Raw genomic sequence first — 20,574 nt, 5'->3', positions numbered from 1 at the left:
CCCCAACCCCCTCCTAAAACAGGAGGGGGCTTAAACAAGGGCGCCCCTCGGCATAGCCCCCTCCTGTTTTAGGAGGGGGTTGGGGGTGGTAAAGCAGCCCCTTTCTTCCTCATTGACACAATACTAACCCCAATCGCCACCAAAATCACTGCCAACATACCCAGATACATATACCCTCTTGATAGATCCGGCAAAGCAACCGCTTTCTTGCCGTCGAGCATTTCGTAGACTGGAATCATCCATTTGAGAATATAAGCCTGCGCCAGCGTCAGAAAGCTGATGAATACCAGCATAAAAAAGCTGTGTTTCACCGTAAACCTAAATAGTTGAGATTCTTTGCCGACTAAATTACCGGCTGCAGCTGCTACGGCAATGGATTGTGGCGAAATCATCTTGCCAACTACGCCACCCGATATGTTGGCCGCCACCGTTACCACCGGGTCGACCCCAATAGATTGGGCCGTGGCGTATTGAAGCTTACTGAACAGCGCATTGGCTGAGGTATCGGAACCGGTAATGAACACGCCCAGCCAGCCCAGTACAGGCGCGAAAAAAGGAAACAGAACGCCCGTACTCGCCAGTACAGCGGCCAGCGTGAGGGTAATGCCCGAATCGTTGAGGATGTAGGCGAACGCCAAAACCGAAGCGATTGAAAGAATCGGGAATCGTAACTGCTTTAAGGTCTCGCCGAATACGGTTAATCCCACTTTATACGTCAGCCCGACCAGCGGAATGGCGATCAGAGCGGCCAGTAAAATAGCTGTCCCTGCCGCCGACAGGTAGTTGACTTTAAAGAGTTTTGGAATCGGGTTGCCATCGCTCCCCAGAATCACGTTGTGCAAGCCCGGAAACTCAAACTGAAATAGGCCTTTTGCATTCAATACGTCTTTGATGGGTTGCATACCCCACGAAATGATGATGATTGTCAGGATGATAAACGGCGACCACGCCCGGATAATCTGACCGGTTGTGTAGCTAAAGTCCGTGTTGATCGTTGCCGCTGGTTCATTATCAAAGCGCCAGATGGTTTTTGGTTTCCAGTAACGCAGAAACGTTATCAGGCAGATAATAGAACCCAAACCCGCAATAACATCGGGTAGGGCAGGGCCTAGAAAGTTCGACGAGAAATACTGGAGAAAGGCAAACGAAATGCCCGACACCGCAACAGCAGGCCATATTTCGCGGGCTTTTTTGAATCCGGCAATGATGCTAACCAGATAAAACGGCAGCATGACGGAGAGAATGGGCAGCGTCCGGCCCACCATTTGCGAAATGGGTAGTTCGGGAATGCCCGACACCTGCGAGGCCACTGTAATAGGAATGCCAATAGAGCCAAAGGCAACGGGAGCCGTATTGGCAATCAGGCAAATGCCTGACGCATAGAGCGGGTTAAATCCCAGCCCCACCAGCATGGCCGCCGTGATGGCCACGGGTGCCCCAAAACCGGCCGTGCCTTCCAGAAAGGAGCCGAACGAAAAGGCAATCAGCAAGCCCTGTAACCGCCGGTCGGCGGTGATGGACCCCATGACATGTTTGATGATCTCGAACTGGCCGCTTTTGACGGTGATGTTGAACAGGAAAACCGCCATAATCACCAGCCAGCAAATAGGAAACAGGCCATACAACGCCCCATGTGCCGCCGACAGTAACGCCAGTTTGACGGGCGTGCCATACACCAGCGTGGCAATCAGCATGGCGAGTCCCGTGGCGATCAAGCTAGCCTGATACCCTTTCATCTTTCTAATGATGAGTGCCCAGAATATGAACAGGATGGGTATAAGGGCCACCAATACAGATAATGCGATGTTGTGGAACGGATCAATAACTTGTTTCCAGGTCATGGGGAGTGGGAGTTGTTGGTTGTTTCGGTAGAACAGTTGAGTGTGCTTATTGTCGGTAATCGACCACCCCCAACCCCCTCCTAAAACAGGAGGGGGCTATGCCGAGGTGTGCCGTTTTGTGTTTTCTTTTTACTAGAGATAGAAGTAGAACCTGCCTATAGGTACTAAGATGAAAACAATTCACCCATTTTAATGATGAGGAAATCAGGAAAAAGTCTCCTTTGGCATAGCCCCCTCCTTTTTTCAAGGAGGGGGTTGGGGGTGGTAATATCACTACGCCAAATCCAGCGCTACAATCTCATGATCGAGAACCTTCGGTACGCTTACGAATACCTGTCCATTCTTACTCTCAAATTTTGGTTTCTGATCACTCATCAGCAATTTCACCGCTGTCACTTTGGCACCGGCTGGTACCTGAACGGATACCTGCGCGTCGACCGGAATCAACTCCCTGAACGGGCCTTTCATCATCATTGGATTGGTTAAGTTAACCAGGTGAACGGTCATGGAATTGGCCTGCCGCCAGACGTTGACATCCAGCACACCCGGCCCGGTTACGGCAGCAATGGGTTGTTCGTCGAGTGCCCATTGAACGACGTTACTCAACAACTGCCCGTGATCGACGTTGAGCAACTGCCAGAACGAGCGGTCCAGATCGCCGGGGATGTAGGCGACGCGACCCTTGCCCACTTGCCGCAGATAGATTTCCCGTGTATCGGTTTCGGCCACACGTGGGTACACATCTTCCATCGGCAAATCAGGGTAGGTCGGAATGAGCGTAATCGGACTGGGGAAAGCCGCCGTCGGGGTTACATCGACTTTATAAATGGCGTTGATAATGCGGGGCGTATCGTCAAGCCCTTTCAGAATTTGCCTAGTCTGGCTGTTCGTCGCGTCGGGTCGTAGTTGCAGATAGCTGTTCCGCATGGGACCTTCCACTTTCTGGTTATACGCCACACCCAGCAAACTCGCCAGCCCGAAATTGGGCCGTTGCTTACCGTCTTCGTCATAGAGCGATGTCTCGAAAGTAGCCACCAGACTGCCGCCCGCATCGACAAATGCCTGTAGCTGTGCACACTGGCTATCGGAAAGGGCGGCAATGTTGGGCAGAATCAGCAATTTGAACCGCTTCAAATCGGTTGCCGAAAGCAGCCGGTCATTCACCATATCGAAGGGAGTACGGCTCTCTACCAGCGCGTGATACATACCGTCGAGGTGATCGCTGCTTTTCTGTTGCCAAGGTTTACCGCCATAATTGCGGTCGGTTTGTTCGGAGTACACCACGCCCACGCGGGCCATCGACGCGGTATTGCGCAGATATTTTTCGTTTCTGTGATAAACCTCGTACGCTTTCGCCACGGCTTCCATCCACCGTTTGTCGTAGATGTCGCCCCCGAATTTAACGAAGCACGGCCGCATCCCGTTGGCGGTTCCTTCGGCCACCCAGATACGGATTTCGGCGTCGCTCTGAACGGAGTCTTTCCAGCGGAATTCTTCTTCGATACCCACGCTGAAGATGCCGATTAGCGGCTTCATGCCCAGCGTCGACCGGAGTTCCTTCGCCCCTTTGCCGTTCGACCAGGGGGCCATCAGTCCACGGCGGGCCTGTTGATCGGCAAAGAAAAGGTCGGCTTCTTTTCCTGTCATCACTTTGTCGGGAAAGCCGTTGGGAATGAACCGGGCGGTTGGTTTTTGATTGCGGATGCCCGCATCCCATACCGACCATACTTCCCGTAACCGCTTCATTCGCCAGTCGGCCCACTTGCGGTAGGTGGGGTCGAGTTTATTGATGGCTTTGGGCAGTTCCAGACCAGAAGCCGTTTTGAAGTTAGTTGTACAGTGTTCGCAATAGCAAATGTCATGACCGGCCCAGCGATTCGAGAAGATACCTTCGGGCTGAAATCGCTCCATGATCTCCTGGTTTACCTGGGTCATAAACTCAAAATTATACGGCCCCAGGGCGCAGGTGACCCATAAATCAGGGTTAGCCCAGTGACGGCGTTTTTGTCCGTCAACGGTTACGGCAATCCAGTCGGGGTGCGCGTCATACACCTCCTGCCGGGCCGCGTGAGGATCGGTACGAAGCATGATCTTCATACCCTGTTTTTTGCAGCCTTCTACCAGATAACCCAGCGTATTGGCATTACCCATGAAATCGCTGCGGTGGTGCAGCGGTATTTTGGTCGGATAAAACGCCACAATACCGCCCGCACTCAGCAGGGCACCATCGGCATGAATCCGCTTGAAATAACTGAGCCAGAAGTCGGGGTCGTAATGGCCGGGGTCGCGCTCCACAAAGGCAAGCTGAGCCCATCGCATCGGACCGTCGAGCCAGAACGTTTCCGCTGGCGAAATGATGCTGGCCATAGATGCCTGTCCGGCCAGTGCATAAGCCCCACCAATAAGGCCGGTTGTCTTGATAAACGCTCTTCGTTCCATGAGGTAAGGACAGAGATGAACACGACGGGTTCTCAAAAAAACAGAGCTAATTTGGGCTGTATTCTACTCTTATTCCTGTACCGCGGATCTTTAGGCCGCGCAGCCGTCAGGCTAAAACAAGACTATGAACGATTAGCCTGACGGCTGCGCGGACTAAAGATCCGCGGTACAAAAATTGGCCATCGCCAGTCCTGACGTGAAGGCTCCTTCCACATTGCCTTCACCGAATCCATCACCGCCGAAGAGGAGCGTGAGTGGCGCTTCGGCTTTCAGAAAGGGAGCCGGGTGCCGCTGGTCGGCCAGGCTGTATCGCCACCGATGTACCTGAATGGTACTGATGTTGTCGGCAGGAATCAAATCCGATAACTGATCGACCAGTTGCCGCCCAATGGCGTTCAGGTCATCGTCGAAATGCGTTCGGCTGAAGTCGGCGCTGGCGTGTATGGTTATGGATGGCTGGCCGAGCGAGATACCTTTTTGTGCATTGTCGGCAACCCACGCAATGTCGCCGGTGTCATAGCGAACGGCGTTGGGCATGGTACTGGGTTGATGTAGAGCTACCATTACCGCGAGGCAGGGTTGATAGGCAATGGCCGAGAGCGCGGATTTATCCGCCGTTGTTATCGGAAATCCGCTTTTCTCAATCAGGGCCAGTGCCTGTGGAGCCGGGATGGTAATGAGAAGTGCATCGGCCCGGTATTGCCCACCCGACTCGGTTTCAACCAACCATTGGCTATCGTCAACGCGGAAAGAAACAATAGTTTCAGACGTGTGTACGGTCAGGTTTTTGGCCAGGGCTTTGGCCACGGTGTTCATGCCGTCGATGCCAATATAATGCGGTTGGTCAACGGTCGTGTCGGCGGGACTGGGTTGTGCGGGTTCCCATTTGGCAATGACTTTATCAGCCAGTAACTCCTGTACGACTTCCTGAAAAGCGGGTGTCGTGGCCGAGAAATACTGTGCACCGTGGTCGGCGCGGGCCTGTTCGATGCGTCGGGTTGCCAGTCGCCCGCCAACGCCCCGGCCTTTGTCCAGAACAATAACATCCCAACCTTGTAAGCGCAATTCGCGGGCAGTGGTCAAACCGGCCATACCCGCGCCAATAATCAGAGAAGACGACATTTAGTTGAAACGGATGGTTGGAGGTGGAGTTGTATCAGACGGCATCCTGCTGTCTGGCCGATAGGCAAAAAAGTTAGCCCACAGAGTTTGCTTGCCTAGGTTAAGTAAGCGGGCTTACGTTTTGGGTCGCTAGAGAATACATCTTGCCTGACGTCCAGACAGCAAGATGCTGTCTGATACATCACTAATCTTCAAAGATTCTTCGCTTTCAGCTGCGCTACGGCGTAGCTGGCGGCCCGGGCGGTGAGGGCCATGTAGGTTAGGGACGGGTTGACGTTTGAGGCCGACGTCATGCCCGAGCCATCTGTCACGAATACGTTTTTGCAGGTGTGTACCTGATTGTACTTGTTGAGCACCGACGTTTTGGGGTCTTTGCCCATGCGGGCAGTTCCCATTTCGTGGATACCCAACCCCATGTGTGCCGCCGGGTTATCGTAAGTGGTGACGTTCTTGAATCCGGCGGCTTCCAGCATTTCGGCACCGTCGTTCATAATGTCTTTCCGCATGGCCCGGTCGTTGGCACTAAAATCAGCGTCGAACACAACCTGCGGCTGTCCCCATTTGTCGGTTTTGTCAGGACTGAGGTAGAAGCGGTTATTGGGGTCGGGCAGCACTTCGCCAAAGCCGGTGAGGCTCATTTTCCAGGGGCCGGGCTGCGTCATTTTCTTCTTGAAATCGGCACCGAAACCCGGCTCCGTCCCGCCCCTCGCCCAGTCGGCGCGGGAGGCTCCGCCCTGATACCCGAATCCGCGCAGGTAGTCGCGTTTGTCGTTTCCCCAGTTCCGGAAACGCGGGATGTACAAACTGCCCGGACGCGCCCCAAAGTAGTGATCGTCTTCAAATCCCTCAATATCGGCTCTTGCGCCAACGGCCAGATGGTGGTCCATCAGGTTGCGGCCCAGTTGATCGCTGTCGTTGCCCAATCCGTTAGGGAAACGGGCCGATTTTGAGTTCATCAGAATCGACGTGGAGCCGATTGTTCCGGCATTCAGGAATAGCACTTTGGCGTAGAATTCCCGCACTTCCATCGTATTCTGGTCAATGACCCGAACGCCTTTGGCTTTCTGGGCGTGATCGTCCAGGATAATCTCTTTCACGATGGCGTTGTGAATGATCGTCAGCCGGTTGGTGCTTCGGGCGGCTGGTAAGGTAGCCGCCAGTGAACTGAAATAAGCCCCGAACGGACAGCCCCGCGTGCAGCGGTTCCGAAACTGACAACTCGCCCGGCCCACCGCCGTATGCCAGGGCTGCGGCTTGGTGAGGTGCGCTACCCGCCCCATAACAATCGGGCGATTTAACTTCTGCGCGACCGATTTTTTGAAATGCCGCTCGGGGGCGGTCATTGCCATTGGTGGCAGGAAAGTGCTGTCGGGCAACACGTCCAGCCCTTCGGCCTGCCCGCTGATACCCACAAATTTTTCGACGTAGGTGTACCAGGGAACAAGGTCCTCATACCGAATTGGCCAGTCGACGCCAAGTCCCTCTTTGGCATTCGCCATGAAATCCTCCCGATTCCAGCGGTAGGTATGTTTGCCCCAGATCAGCGATTTACCCCCGGTATGGTACCCCCGAATCCAGTTGAACGGCCGCTTCTGGATGTACGGATGCTCTTTGTCGTTGGTAAAATTGAACTGGCTGCCTTCTTTGGCCGAAAAGAACATGCTGGCATAATGTTCTTCGGCGGATACGGCCGTAATTTTCCCCCGATGCTCGAACTCCCAGGGGTCCTGCATGGCCGTTTTGTAATCCTCAACGTGCTTGATTTCGTAGCCACGCTCCAGCACCAGCACGTTCAATCCTTTTTCGGTGAGTTCTTTGGCCGCCCAGCCACCCGTTATACCGGAACCAACCACAATGGCGTCGAAGGTTTGGGCTTTTTGTGCGTTTATATTAAGGTTCATATAGTTATTACTAGAAGTAGTGATGGGGACTAAACCTGGTTGCTGTACAACGGAAAGGTTTTCCGTTGAGCCGAAAGGCTTAAAAGGCTGTCAATTGGCCTGTCGGCCCAACGGAAAACCTTTCCGTTGTACAGCAACCAAGTATATCACAAGTTGAAGTAGTGAATAAGGTTAAACCTGATTGCCGTACATGAAATCTTTCTGACCCGGCTTAATCTTGATGGCCTCAAATTTTCCCGGAATGGGCTGGTAATCGAGCGACGACTTTATACCCGCTTCCGACGTAAAGTAGCCCCAAACGGTTAGCTCTTTAATCAATTGCCAGAACGATACCGTGCCAGCTTTGGCATTGGCCAGCGCATTGGCTTCGAGCTGTTTCAGTAGTGTCGTTTGCTGATCGGGCGAAGCGGTCAGGAGACCTTTTCCCGCCAGATTACCGAGACCGGTCAGAAACACATCCTGCACGGATTTGGTGTAACCGTCTCGAAGCATCACCTCAATAAAGGCCGGTACACCCGCATCAATGGCCCCCGGCGTATCTGTTTTAGGAATGATCAATTCGGCTACGCGGGCGATCACTTCACGCTGCTCTTCGTTCAGAATGGACGCGCCGGTTTTGCGGTTTTCCGGAGTTGTCTGGCTCCATCGGTCAAAGGCCAGTAGGGTCGGGGCCGAGAGAGTTCCGCCCAGCATCAGGCTAACCCGCGATAATGCTTCCCGTCTGTTCATGTGTTGATTTAGCTAAGTACGTTTGGTAAAGGCGATTGTAGGCAATTAATACCCCGTTGGGGGATTGACTTTATTTGGAGTTCTGCTGAGAATGAGGGCAAACGAGATAGCTCTTCTAAAGATAGCGAATAAATAGGAACGAAAGGTTGGCTAGCAGTGCGCTAAAATTTAAGTGTGCTTGAAAAACATCACGCAACCCAAAAGAAACATCGTCCGTACTGACGAGTGAAACCTTTAACCAACTATTTTATGAAATTTATTATCCCTTCTGCAATTACGTTGCTCGCTGTAAGTGCCCTGTCCTGCTCACAACCTCAAGTGTCTATCGCTCCTGTTAGTGGTGCCCGCCAGGGGGGAGGGTCATCGACTCCCACGTCAACCACAACTGCCCCGGCACCTACCCCAACCACATTGCCCGCCTTGACGCCAAATCCCAGCCCAATTAATGATCTAGGGCCAGTGATGCCAACCGGAACATGGTCGGTTAAATCTTACTATCGGTCTTTTAGCGATAATACGTCAGATTATAGTGGCTACAAATTTGTATTCACACCCAATGTGGTGACGGTTACCGACAACAGAGGCAATACTTATTCTGGTTCGTGGTACGCTACGGTTGGCGGTCAGATTCCATATTACGGCGGAGCGCCCTCGATCACTGCCTTGACCATGAGCTTCAGTAAGTCGGCGCCGAAGCAACTGTCACGCCTGAGTGCTACCTGGAATGTTAATCTGGCAACCTCAACAAAAGACGTTGTGCTGGATAATTTCGAACCTTTATCCGGTGAGCGTATCGAGTTTGCTCTATAAAATTTACACGTTTACTTATCGTTATTCACAACGTACAAACCGGCTCTATTGGGCCGGTTTTGTCTTTTTTACGGTCTCTAGGTCATTTCCCGTTTCCATTTATCGCCCTCCCAATTTTGTGATAATCTCATCCGTAGTCGCCAGTTCGCCGATTCGAGGGAAAATGTAGGTCAAGCTGTTTTCGTGGGCTGCGGCAACGGTATCCGTCATGGCGTCGGTGGCGAAAGTGACGTTGTAGCCGCGCTGGTTGGCCGACCGAGCCGTGCCTTCCACACCGATACTGGTCGAAATACCAGCCAGTACAATACCCGTCACACTCAGTTTCTGCAATTCATCATGCAGGGGTGTATTATAAAACGCATCCCAGTTTTCTTTCGTGATTTGCAGGTCGCCGGGCTCGGGTTTGACAGGGTCTACAATGTCGAAGAAGCCATCTGCCCGCATCTTCTGCAACGCCTGTTGCTGTCCGGCAGCATCTTTCGGAAAGTTGCCTTTTTCGGAACGAACCAGGGAAGCCGGAGCACCAATGGGTTCGACATGCACGATCACAACAGGTAGCTGTGTCTGCCGAAAAGCGGCCTTGAGTCGGGATGCATTGGCAAGAATACCCGGTACGGGGTGCGCCTTGTCGCCACTGGCAATGCCTTTTTGCAGGTCAATTAGCACCAGGGCTGTCTGTTTATCGATGGCTGTCATCATAATTTATACCTATTCACCCTTAACCGATAGAGGTCTTGATTAGTTAATAAGCGAGAACGAAACGTAGCACCCTGTCGCAATCGACCCGCTAAATCGACGCGTTTAAGGGTCTGGTCAACGGGAGCTTATTGCTAACTTTACTGACTCTATAAGTCGATTAATTGTTTCCATAAACAACAAAACTATGTTCAAAGACACAAAAGTATTTAGCGGATTTGCGGTAGATGATATCCAGAAAGCAAAGGCGTTCTACCAGAATATACTTGGACTGGAGGTTACCGAAGAAAAAATGGGGCCAGCTACTTTATTGACTTTGCATATAAGTGGTGGTAGCACCATTCTGATTTACCCCAAGCCCGATCATACGCCAGCTTCCTTCACTATTCTCAACTTTCCTGTCGACGATGTAGAAAAAACAGTGGATGCCCTTACGGAGCTTGGTGTTCGTTTTGAACATTACGAGGGGGAAATCAAGACCGACGAAAAAGGAATTGTTCGCGGACGTGGTCCAGCCGTCGCCTGGTTTACCGACCCCGCCGGTAATATCCTGTCTGTTATTGAAGCTAGACCTATGGCCAGCTAAATTGTGCCTGCTACTCCCTGGCTATTACCGGAGAGTAGCAGGCACAAAACTTCATGATTGTCAACGGGAATAACGAGAAGATATCTGGTGGAAGTCTTGATGCGTATACGTTTAGACTAGATACTCTATATAATCAGAAATAAAGTTTGAGTTATTGACTGATTTTCCGTTGGTACCACTGGAGTTTTTGTTATGTTTGGGGCATATTCATTGATTATGTTCTGTCAAAAAACGCTCTCTTTTGTTACGGCCATCGGCCTTTCTGTTTTACTTTCTAATGGTTTATCGAGTTGCCAGTCAAAGGGTTCCTCAACGGCTGAAACCACGTCTGATGCTGCCGCTATCGGAACCGCAGCCGGGAAAACCACCGCCGAAAAGCCAGCCGATAAAGCGGTTGAAACGACAGCCGCCCCTAATCCATCCAGTATTCCGGCCAGTAAAATAGCCAATGCCGCCACGATTCTGGCTCGTCCGCAGGTGCCAATTTTGTGCTATCACCAGATTCGCGACTGGCGGGCCGGCGATTCAAAATCAGCTAAAGATTATATTATTCCTGTAGCGGCTTTCCGCGAGCAGATGCAGATGCTGGCCGATAGCGGCTATCATACCGTTTTGCCGGATCAGCTCTATGCGTATCTGGCTACCGGGGCACCCCTGCCAGCCAAACCGATCATGCTTACCTTCGATGATGGTGACCTCGACCAGTACACCGTAGCGGCTCCCGAACTCGAAAAACACGGATTCAAAGGGGCCTTCTTTATCATGACTGTTGCCATTGGCCGGCATGGAAAACAGCCGTACATGGACAAAACGCAGATTAAAGACCTGTCAGATCGGGGGCACACGATTGGCGCGCATACCTGGGATCACCACAACGTCAAAAAATACCAGGGCGACGACTGGAAAATTCAGGTCGAAGAACCTAAAGCCAAACTGGAAACCATCATCGGCAAGCCTATTAAGTACTTTGCGTATCCCTTTGGCCTGTGGAATCATGGAGCATTGCCCGAACTGCAAAAGCGGGGTTATGCAGCCGCCTTTACGCTGGCCGACAAACGGGACGATACTATGCCGCTCTATACCGTTCGGCGGATTATTGCCGGAGGTCAGTGGAAAGCAACAACCATGTACCGGAACATGATCCAGAGTTTTGACTAAACGAATGAAATTCTGCCTGGAGTAACAAAAGCGGCTTCGGTTGCTTTTGTTGTTTATAATTCAACTTGCGTACTTATGTGCAACGGAATGATATTCCGTTGGGCCGTTAGGCCTACCTGGCAACTTATGTGCTTACGTACAACGGAATATCATTCCGTTGTACGTAAGCACATAAGTTGCGTTTGTTTATGGTAAACATTCATCAGGAGATTACGTCAATATCGGCTTTTTCCTGTATCGAATACAAACTCACCAGTCAATGACAACCAGAATTTTCCTGACACTGTCGATTATTTTATCAAGCTTATATTCCGCTACTGCTCAATCGAATCTACCCCGCCTGATTATTCGGGGAGATGACATGGGCTATGCACACGCGGGCAATGAAGCCATTTTGAAATGTTATAAAGAAGGTATCGAAAAGTCAATCGAAGTACTCGTGCCGTCGCCCTGGTTTCCGGAGGCTGTTGAGATGCTTAAGCAAATTCCGACTGCTGATGTGGGTATCCATTTAACCCTGACCAGCGAATGGGACAACATCAAATGGCGCCCATTGACCGACTGTCCCAGTCTACGGGACGCAGATGGCTATTTTTACCCGATGATTCGTCCAAACAAGAACTATCCCAAACGCTCGGTGGTGGAGAATGACTGGAAGCTGGCCGAGATTGAAAAGGAGTTTCGGGCACAAATAGAACTGGCGATGCGGAAAATTCCCCGAATCAGTCATTTATCCGGGCATATGGGCTGCACCAGTCTCAATGATGAAGTGAAAGCACTCGTCAAAAAGTTAGCGCAGGAGTATCATATTGCACAGTATGACATGAGCCTGATGGACTCCGGGGTACTGATGGCAGGCTACATCGGTGCGCACATCACCTCCGACGAAAAGCTGCAAAGCTTTATGAAGATGCTCGAAAGTCTTGAAGCCGGGAAAACCTATATTTTCGTCGATCACCCCGGATTGGATGTCCCCGAAGTGCAGGCCATTCACCATATTGGCTACGAAAACGTAGCTGCCGACCGTCAGGGCGTAACGGACATCTGGACCAACCCCCGTGTGAAGTCGCTTATCAAATCAAAAGGGATTCAGTTGATTGGGTATAGCGATTTAGGGAGGTAAAAAGGGATTAGCCACAGACGTCGATAGGGTATGTAGTACCGACCGTCCCGGTCGGGCGTGTCACAGGCTCACCCGACCGGGACGGTCGGTACTACATACCCTATCGACGTCTGTGTTTAAAGAACTAAAACCGGCCTGCCCATTCAATACCTGCTACAATGTGCGGCATGGCGTATTTGTCAGTGAAGGTTTCGTTGGTGTGGCCCATGCCAGTGTAAAACATACGACCTTTGCCAATGACGTTAGTCCACGAAATTGGGTGATCGCCCCCCATCGCTTTAGGCCAGGTGGCCTTATAAGTGGCTTCGTTCAGCGTCAGTAACACCTGAATGCTGTCTTTACCCCGCACACTCTGTTTGAAATTGTACCACTCGTCAGACTTATGCCATTTGGCTGGTAAATGCTGCGTGGTAGGGTGGTTTCTAACATCCGTAATAACTTCCGCATCGGGCGTATGTTCCGGATACAGCGGATGGTCGCGGAAGTGCGTACCGAGCATATGGTCGTACCAATCCCAGCCATATTCTGTGTCGGAAGCGGCATGGATGCCCACGTAGCCACCCCCATTTTCGATGAATTTCTCGAAAGCTTTTTCCTGATCCATCGTCAGCACATCGCCTGTGGTCGACAGAAAAACCACCGTTTTGAACCGACTGAGGTAGCTGTCATTGAAGAAAGCGCCGTTTTCGGTCGTTCGAACGTCCCAGCCTTTTTCTTTGCCCACTTTTTTGAGGGCTTCGATACCCGGCTCAATCGACTCGTGCCGGAAACCATTTGTCTTGGAGAAAATCAGGACGCCTTTTGCGCCAACCTGACCGGGATCGGCCGGACGCGCGGTATCGAATTCAGGTTTTTGCCAGGGTAACTGGCGGGTAACATACATACCAAAAATGACGAAACTGCCTACTAGTAAAGCTAGAAAGAGGACGATGCCTAAGAGAATTTTCAGGGATTTACGAAGCATTGGAGGAGTTGGAATTTAGGGCTTTAATTGATTTTTAGAATTTTAGCGATGGGACAAACGCCATATCTTGAAGATATGGCGTTTGTCCCATCGCTAAAATTCTAAAAATCAGGCGAGTTCAGTACGCACGCGTTCGAGTAAGGTTTTGGTAGCTTGGATACCCTCATTTGTGGGTAGATAGCCACCCGTTGGGTTATACATACCAATAACTCCCCCTTCGTACTCAATACCGACGTAGCCTTTGAAACCGGCATCTTTGATGATCTTGAACATCTTCCGGAAATCGGTTTCGGTTTCGTTGCCATTGGCGTCGAACTTGTGGGTCTTGGCACTGATACCTTTGGCGTAGGGCATCATCTTCTTCACGCCCTCGTAGCGGTCGTATTCTTTGACGCATTTGGTGCCCATAATGCCCTTAATATCGTTAGTCTCGGGCTTGCTGCGTTGCCGACAGAAATTGCCAAAATCGGGCAACAGGCCCGCGTTGGGCATATTTACCTGCTTCAGAACACCCACCAGCCAATCAATATCGGTCGAGTTGCCAAAGTGATTTTCAACAATCACATTCATCTTCGATTTAGCGGCATATTCGAGCAGTTTATGGTAACCATCGGCGGCAGATTTGGCGGCTTCTTCGGCTGGGTCGTCGTCGGCCCCCGAAATAGCTTTCGAGGTATCCCCCAGATTAACCCGGATGGCCGTACAACCCAGAAACTTCGCGGCATCGACCCAGGCATAATGAGATTCTACCGCTTGTTGCCGCTTGGTTGCATCCAAGTCGGCAATATTCGCCCCGTCGACCATGATGAGGTTGTTTTTCATGCCCAGATCATCACTTCGTTGCTTGAGTTCTTTCAAATAGGTCTGATCAGTATGCTTGTTATTGAAAAACATGGAAACATATTCGAGCACGTTAATACCAAAATCCTTCTTGGTCCGGGCTGGAAATTCCATGTTGGTCATCTTGCCCGACATAAGTTCTCCAGCAAACGAAAACTCTGCCAATGAGATGTCGAAGTTGAACGCCTTTTTAGTGGTCATATCGGCAAAAGTTGATGTTGGTAAGACTGATGCCATGCCTACTCCGGCGGCTGTCAGGCCAAGTTGATTCAGGAAGTCGCGACGTGATTGTGTCATAGTTAATAAGCAGGGGTGAGATCAGTTAGAAAATTGAACAGTAACGGGTACAAACAGCGGAGACTTGCCCGCTTTTTCGTTTTTAAAGACGAAGTATAAATCGTGTTGGCCAGTGGTTGGCGTAATGGACGCCTTCGCCATACTTTGGTTAAACATAGCTGCCGGGTCTTTGCTCTCATTGGGTTGTAGCTGTTCGGTCTGCCCAAGCAGTTGGCCCGTTGGCGAGTCGATCCGCACTTCAATTCGTCCGCCCACGGCGTTTAGCTGCGCTTTGGGAACGGCCACGGCAAACTCCATTGTCTTAATACCTGTCAGGTCAAGCTGGTCGAATTTTACATAGGTATCAGAACCCATCACCACCACGAGCGGATAAGGTTGAGTCCCCATTTTGAACAGGGTAATTCCTTTTGACTGGCTGTTGGATGTACCCAGCGCCACCAGTGGACTCCGCAGCATCAACACCTGTTCGGCCATTTGGGGCGGCAAGCCGTTGGCTCCCTTATCTTTATAGGAAGCCTGCAAAACCAGAATGCCTTTCTCGTTTTCCTTTGGCGTGTAGGTGCCCTGTGTCGGTAGCGATGGACTGGCTGTTTTCTTGTCCGACAGCGTCATAATGTACTTGACAATTTCGCCCGCATCGGGCGAGGTTAACTGTGGGTGAGCCGTCATAACGGCATCTCCCCAAACACCGCCCCCGCCTTTAATAATCTTGTTCGACAGGCTGGCCACAGCGTTTGCATCCCCTTTATAGCGTTTCGCAACGTCCATAAAGGCTGGCCCAACTGACTTTTTATCCGTAAAATGACAGGCTTTGCAGTCGCTTTTCTCCATTAGTGCCTGCCCGGTTCCCAGATAGGCGGCTTCTGAAAACTTATGACCGGCTTCGCTGACGTTCTGGGCAGTGGCTTCGTCCTGATAAGTTGCTCGTACCATCACCTGCTTTGCCAGAATACGGCCCGGCGTTGCGCCCGACTGGGCAAGGCTGCCGTCTTCTTTATCCGTCACCTTTACCTGATACGCAATCGGTTGGCCGGGAAGGTAAAAGCTCTTATTCCCTTTCGTAATTTCCAGTGCTACTTGTGGCGGCTGATTGCCCGCCAGAATATCTACCTCGCGAGAGTCTTTCAGTCCCTTCGCATCCGTAACCGTCAGAATGGCTTTGTATTGGCCGGGTTTCTGGAAGGTAAACGTTGGATTCGGTTCGGATAAAACGGTTGGCTGGCCACCTGCCTTCGATACAATTTTCCATTGATATGTCAGCGCGTCGCCATCGAAATCCTTCGTTCCAGCCGACGATAAATTAACTTTCAGAGGAACAGCACCCGCTTTTTGGCTGGCCGCCACCTGTATGCTGGGTTTACGATTTCCGGCGTTGAATTCAATGCGTACCAGACGGGAATCGTCATTTTTAAGGAACCAGCCCGTACCATATTCCAGTACATACAAATCGCCATTGGGGCCAAAGGCCATGTCGATGGGGTGGCTGAACGTCATGTTAGGCAGGAAACGCTCCATTTTGGTCATGTCGCCCTTCCCGTCGAAACTAACGGCCAGAATCATGTCGCGCATCCATTCATACATGAATACATTGCCGTTGTAATAGTCTGGAAAAGACCGTTTGGCATTCTTGAAATCGTCTTTGTAGTAGGTCGGTCCTGCCATCGCACTGCGGCCACCGCTGCCCATAATCGGAAACTTTTTGGTTTCGGCTGCCGTGTATGAAATCATGGCTGGTTGGGCAGGAGGGAGGTCGCGTAGACCGGTGTTGTTAGGAGAATCGTTGAATGGGTGAGCCGGATCGAACTGGACACCTCCTTTTCCGGTGGTAAAATCTTTGTCGTAATAGGCCTTGTTGGCACCTACAAAATAGGGCCAGCCAAAAAAGCCCGGTTTTTTCGCCTGGTTGTATTCATCCTCGGCGGTTGGGCCAACCCCTACCGAATCTTCACCCGCATCAGGGCCTACATCGCCCCAATAGACGTAGCCATTGTGTTTATCGACCGAAATTCGATACGGGTTGCGGTGCCCCATTGTGAAAATTTCAGGGCGGGTTTTTGGGGTACCTTTGGGAAACAGGTTTCCCTCGGGAATGGTGTAGGTGCCATCGGCTTCGGGGTGGATACGCAGAATTTTGCCACGCAGGTCATTGGTGTTACCCGACGATTTCTGGGCATCCCAGGGGCCACGCTCCGGGCGTTCGTCAATGGGGGCGTAGAGGGTGGCGCGGGGGCTGGTATTGTCGCCGGTAGATAGGTAGAGGTTTCCGTCACGGTCCCAGTCAATGGAGCCGCCCGTGTGGCAGCATTGCTCGCGCTGGGTTACCACTTCCAGCAGCACCTTTTTAGAGGAAAGTACCAATTCGTCGCCCCGAAGTTCGTAGCGGGTCAGGATATTCTTGGGAGCCTCGCCCGCAGGGGAGTAGTAGAGGTAAATCCAGTGGTTCTTCTCGAAGTTGGGGTCGATGTTAACGCCCAGAAGGCCGTCTTCGGCTTCTGTTTCGTGGCCTTCTTTATCTTTATACTTCGTACTAACCGGAATGGTCGCAATGGTTTTGAGCTGTCTGGTCGTTGGCGAGTAGATGCGAATATCGCCGTGACGTTCCACTAGCAGTACGCGCTCATCGGGCAAAATGGCCATTTCGAGCGGTTCGTTAAGCTTCTCGGCCAGTACTACCTTGGTGAAGCGGTTTTCGTCGGGCAGATCGCCGGGGTCTACGAACGGTTTTGCCGTGTAAGCCCATAGGCCAATAGTGCCCAGACACAGTAAAGCCAGCGTTCGGTATGATTTTAATGAGTAGGCCTTGGAATTCATGTTTAATGCGTAGTTTCAACACAATAATATCGAAATATTTTCTCATTGTGTAAAAAAAACACACTTTTAATAGTTGATTATTTTCTTGATGGAATACAAAAAAGAACTGGAGCGGCTGATTTCTGATCTAAAGACAAATTACCTGCCCTCGGTGTCGATGGATCTGGTCATATTTGGCTTTCATGATGGCCAGTTGAAAGTCCTTTTGTTGCGTTGGAAAGAAACGGATGACTGGTGTTTACCGGGTGGTCGAATTCGTCATGAAGAAAATCTGGAGACGGCTGCCTACCGTAGCTTACGGGAACGCACGGGGCTGAGTGAACTATTCCTGCAACAGTTTCACACTTTCGGCGATGTGATCCGATATAAAAACTACAGCCGGGAGGAAACATTGACCAAGCTGGGGCTACCCGACGAAGCGCTGAAGGAATTTGCCAGCCGCGATGTTTCCGTTGGTTATTATGCGCTGGTCGAGTTTGCCGGCGTGACACCCACACCCGATTTTTTTGCCGCAGAGTGTCGCTGGTGGGACATCAACCAAATTCCACTCCTGCTCTTTGATCATAATGACATGATTACACTGGCCTTGAAAACGTTGCGTCGGCAATTGAGCTATCAGCCTATCGGCTATAATTTGTTGCCTGATAAGTTTACCATGCCCGATCTGCAACAACTTTACGAAACGATTCTTGGCCAGCCGCTCGACCGGCGGAATTTTCAGAAACGGATGCTGGGCTACGGTATTCTTGAACGGCTTGACGAACGCAAAACGGGTGGCGCACATAAAGCCCCTTATTTATATCGATTCAGTAAAGAAAAATACGAAAAAGCCCTGGCTGATGAGATTCTATTTGTAGGTTGATAATTAGTGCAAACGTGTTTACTGACGCATGTCATTGAACACGTTTTTTAGTCGTTGCACCTTTGCATTTTTATTGGGTAGTAAGGTCATTTTTTAAAAACCTTACATCAACTCTGTAGTTAATTAATGGCATACGGTAAGTAGGTATTAACTGATCCTGATTATTAGGTTAATCTGTTTGTTTTCAATTGATTACTTTTGTCTATAGTTGCCTGAATGACCGTTTAGTTTTTTGATCTGACATATAAAGAAGCCGTAGCAGTACCGAATATTATGAACACGAAAATTCGCTTAGCCCTCGACCGGACGCCAAATACAAACCACACAGGATTTTATGTCGCTCTGGCAAAAGGAGATTATGAGCGGGTCGGCCTTGATGTTGAATTTATATTGCCCGATCAGGATAATTACCAGACACCACCCGCCCGGCGCGTTGCTCAGGGTAATGCCGAACTAGGTATTACCCCCTCCGAAAGCGTTGTTAGTTACCAGACAAATGGAGTGCCGTTACTAGCAGTGGCTTCTGTACTGGCCCGCGACGTTAGTGCTATTGTTACATTGAAAGAAAGCGGTATCAGCCGACCGAAAGATCTGGATGGTAAAGTATATGCTTCATACGGTGCTCGATATGAGGAAGATATTATTCGGCAGATGATCCAGAACGACGATGGTCGTGGTCAGTTTGTGTCGCATAAATCAGGCTTGTCGGGAATCTGGCGTGCCTTATTGACCCGGGAAGTCGATGCTGCCTGGTGCTGGTTAACCTGGGAGGGTGTACTGGCCGATATTCAGGGTGTAGAACTGAATCAGTTTTTATTTGATGAGTTCGAAATACCGTATGGATACAACCCCGTTCTTACCGGCCATAGTAAATGGACGGAAGAAAACGGTGACGCTTTGAAACGGTTTTTGCAGGAAACAGCGGCTGGCTACCGGTATGCCATCAAAAATCCCGACGAAGCCGCCCGAATTTTAATGAAAACGGCAAATCACCCAAGCTTAAAACGGAATTTTGTCGAGCAAAGTCAGCAAATGGTTTCCAGCTATTATCTGGATGGAGAAGGCCATTGGGGCTTTATGCACCGGAATGTCTGGGTATCGTTTGTCAACTGGATGATTCGCAATCACTTGCTTACCGATCCTACCGGTGATTTGATTCAACGGATGGACGTGGATGCGTTGTTCACGAATAAATACCTGGAAGGTGTTCCCGCCATGATGCGGTAGGAAGTGCGTTGCTGGCGCGGGCATTCGCCCGTGCCTCTTATTTCGTCAGTATTTACTGACGCGGATAAATAAGCTGGAACGCCAGCGAATGCTGGCTATATAAAAAGGCACGGCGGGGCCGCCCGTGCGGTTCAAACCCGCGCCAGCGTTCATTACCCCCCAATCGTAGACATTGACTCGGTAACGGTATCCCGTTTTTGTTCGGCTTCGAAACCGTTGGCGGGGCGATGAGAAAAGGCTTTCAGGAAAGCGGTTGTGAGTTCTTCGTCGGAAGCACCACTGCGCATTAGCGCCCGAACATCGAGAACGCCGTCATCATACAAACAGGTTTTAAGCGTTCCCTGCGCCGTCATGCGAATGCGGTTGCAGGTGCCGCAGAAGGTCCTGCTGAAAGCGGCAATGACGCCAATAGTCCCCTGATGTCCCGGAATCTGGTAGTTGGCCGACGTCGAAAATGGTGGATCGAGTAGTTTTTGTAGATCAGGGAAATGCGCCCGGATTTCCTCAATAATGCGTTTGTGAGTCCAGTTGAGCACCGGGTAATGGCTCCCTTCGCCGTTGAACGGCATTTCTTCAATAAACCGCACATCGACAGGCATGGTGCGGGTCATTTCCGTCAATGGCACCAGATCCTGCGTATTCTGACCATCCATAACAACGGCGTTGATTTTGGTTTGAATACCCGCTTCCAGCAGTGCATCCAGGGTTTTCAACACGGCTGGCAACTCATCGCGCCGGGTAATTTTATGGAATCGTGCCCGGTCGAGGGTATCCAGACTCAAGTTAACTGATTTAACGCCAAGAGCGGCCAGAGCCGGTATGTGCGGAGCCGTCAATACGCCATTGGTTGTCAGCGAAATGTCGTTGAGGCCATCAATCTCGGCTAGCCGATGCAGAAAGTCCATCAAACCAGCTCGTACGAACGGTTCACCACCCGTGATACGAACTTTCTCAACGCCCAGTTTCGCCAACACGCGCACCAGCCGTTCCATCTCTTCATAGGACAGTACCTGATGTTTAGGCAGGTACTTTATGCCTTCTTCGGGCATGCAGTAAAAGCACCGCAAGTTGCAGCGGTCCGTAACGGCCAGCCGGAGATAGGAAATAGGGCGGTTGTGGTTGTCGTAAATCATGCAGTAGTCTACTAACACAAATCTACGCCTTTTGA

Annotated in this window: 16 protein-coding genes; 6 read left to right on the top strand and 10 right to left on the bottom strand. The window is 50.9% G+C overall.

The features are described 5' to 3' along the window. Nucleotides 1–68: 68 nt before the first annotated feature. The 5 genes from CWM47_RS23735 to CWM47_RS23715 form a co-directional block, all read right to left on the bottom strand. Nucleotides 69–1,841, bottom strand: a complete 1,773-nt coding sequence (locus CWM47_RS23735) for an L-lactate permease (protein WP_100990658.1) — start codon at nucleotides 1,839–1,841, stop codon at nucleotides 69–71. A 273-nt stretch (nucleotides 1,842–2,114) separates the two neighbouring features. Further along, a complete protein-coding gene (locus CWM47_RS23730) occupies nucleotides 2,115–4,280 on the bottom strand; it encodes an alpha-amylase family protein (protein WP_100990657.1) in 2,166 nt (721 codons plus the stop codon). A 153-nt stretch (nucleotides 4,281–4,433) separates the two neighbouring features. Next, nucleotides 4,434–5,402 (bottom strand): NAD(P)/FAD-dependent oxidoreductase, encoded by a 969-nt coding sequence (locus tag CWM47_RS23725; protein WP_100990656.1) that lies wholly within the window; start codon nucleotides 5,400–5,402, stop codon nucleotides 4,434–4,436. 191 nt (nucleotides 5,403–5,593) lie between these two features. After that, the gene (locus CWM47_RS23720; protein WP_100990655.1) at nucleotides 5,594–7,303 is read right to left on the bottom strand and encodes a GMC oxidoreductase; all 1,710 of its coding nucleotides are present in this window, start codon (nucleotides 7,301–7,303) and stop codon (nucleotides 5,594–5,596) included. 171 nt (nucleotides 7,304–7,474) lie between these two features. Next, nucleotides 7,475–8,032: a gluconate 2-dehydrogenase subunit 3 family protein gene (locus CWM47_RS23715; RefSeq protein ID WP_100990654.1), complete on the bottom strand. Its 558-nt coding sequence runs from the start codon at nucleotides 8,030–8,032 to the stop codon at nucleotides 7,475–7,477. Nucleotides 8,033–8,281: 249 nt separating this feature from the next. Between CWM47_RS23715 and CWM47_RS38270 the strand changes: the two genes are divergently transcribed. Then, the gene (locus CWM47_RS38270; protein WP_157816053.1) at nucleotides 8,282–8,842 is read left to right on the top strand and encodes a hypothetical protein; all 561 of its coding nucleotides are present in this window, start codon (nucleotides 8,282–8,284) and stop codon (nucleotides 8,840–8,842) included. Nucleotides 8,843–8,941: 99 nt separating this feature from the next. Here CWM47_RS38270 and CWM47_RS23705 read toward each other — a convergent pair whose 3' ends face one another. Then, nucleotides 8,942–9,541, bottom strand: coding sequence for an isochorismatase family protein (locus tag CWM47_RS23705; RefSeq protein WP_206170538.1), 600 nt, complete (start codon nucleotides 9,539–9,541; stop codon nucleotides 8,942–8,944). Between the two features lie 184 nt (nucleotides 9,542–9,725). On the opposite strand from CWM47_RS23705, the gene CWM47_RS23700 reads away from it, so the two are divergent. The 3 genes from CWM47_RS23700 (at nucleotide 9,726) to CWM47_RS23690 (ending at nucleotide 12,405) form a co-directional block, all read left to right on the top strand. Further along, entirely contained in the window at nucleotides 9,726–10,124 is a 399-nt protein-coding gene (locus CWM47_RS23700) for a VOC family protein (protein WP_100990651.1), read from the top strand. Between the two features lie 216 nt (nucleotides 10,125–10,340). After that, entirely contained in the window at nucleotides 10,341–11,282 is a 942-nt protein-coding gene (locus CWM47_RS23695; protein WP_100994014.1) for a polysaccharide deacetylase family protein, read from the top strand. A gap of 259 nt (nucleotides 11,283–11,541) precedes the next feature. Next, a complete protein-coding gene (locus tag CWM47_RS23690; RefSeq protein WP_100990650.1) occupies nucleotides 11,542–12,405 on the top strand; it encodes a polysaccharide deacetylase family protein in 864 nt (287 codons plus the stop codon). 124 nt (nucleotides 12,406–12,529) lie between these two features. Here CWM47_RS23690 and CWM47_RS23685 read toward each other — a convergent pair whose 3' ends face one another. The 3 genes from CWM47_RS23685 to CWM47_RS23675 all read right to left on the bottom strand — a co-directional run bounded on the left by CWM47_RS23685 (nucleotide 12,530) and on the right by CWM47_RS23675 (nucleotide 17,317). Continuing rightward, nucleotides 12,530–13,369 carry a ThuA domain-containing protein gene (locus CWM47_RS23685; RefSeq protein WP_100990649.1) on the bottom strand — a complete coding sequence of 280 codons (840 nt, stop codon included), beginning with the start codon at nucleotides 13,367–13,369 and terminating at the stop codon, nucleotides 12,530–12,532. 108 nt (nucleotides 13,370–13,477) lie between these two features. Continuing rightward, nucleotides 13,478–14,506: a sugar phosphate isomerase/epimerase family protein gene (locus CWM47_RS23680; protein ID WP_100990648.1), complete on the bottom strand. Its 1,029-nt coding sequence runs from the start codon at nucleotides 14,504–14,506 to the stop codon at nucleotides 13,478–13,480. A gap of 21 nt (nucleotides 14,507–14,527) precedes the next feature. Continuing rightward, entirely contained in the window at nucleotides 14,528–17,317 is a 2,790-nt protein-coding gene (locus CWM47_RS23675; RefSeq protein ID WP_240625409.1) for a PQQ-dependent sugar dehydrogenase, read from the bottom strand. A gap of 88 nt (nucleotides 17,318–17,405) precedes the next feature. On the opposite strand from CWM47_RS23675, the gene CWM47_RS23670 reads away from it, so the two are divergent. After that, complete coding sequence (locus tag CWM47_RS23670; protein WP_100990647.1) at nucleotides 17,406–18,179, top strand: NUDIX hydrolase; 774 nt, start codon at nucleotides 17,406–17,408, stop codon at nucleotides 18,177–18,179. 273 nt (nucleotides 18,180–18,452) lie between these two features. After that, the gene (locus CWM47_RS23665; protein ID WP_100990646.1) at nucleotides 18,453–19,406 is read left to right on the top strand and encodes an ABC transporter substrate-binding protein; all 954 of its coding nucleotides are present in this window, start codon (nucleotides 18,453–18,455) and stop codon (nucleotides 19,404–19,406) included. Between the two features lie 152 nt (nucleotides 19,407–19,558). Here the strand turns inward: CWM47_RS23665 and moaA are convergent, their stop codons facing one another. Then, on the bottom strand, nucleotides 19,559–20,539 hold the full coding sequence (gene moaA / locus CWM47_RS23660) for a GTP 3',8-cyclase MoaA (RefSeq protein WP_100990645.1): 981 nt from the start codon (nucleotides 20,537–20,539) through the stop codon (nucleotides 19,559–19,561). Nucleotides 20,540–20,574 lie beyond the last annotated feature (35 nt).

It is taken from the genome of Spirosoma pollinicola (genome assembly GCF_002831565.1).
Taxonomy (GTDB): domain Bacteria; phylum Bacteroidota; class Bacteroidia; order Cytophagales; family Spirosomataceae; genus Spirosoma; species Spirosoma pollinicola.
The sequence above is the reverse complement of the archived record's forward strand: the minus strand, read 5'-3'. Positions and strand labels throughout refer to the sequence as shown.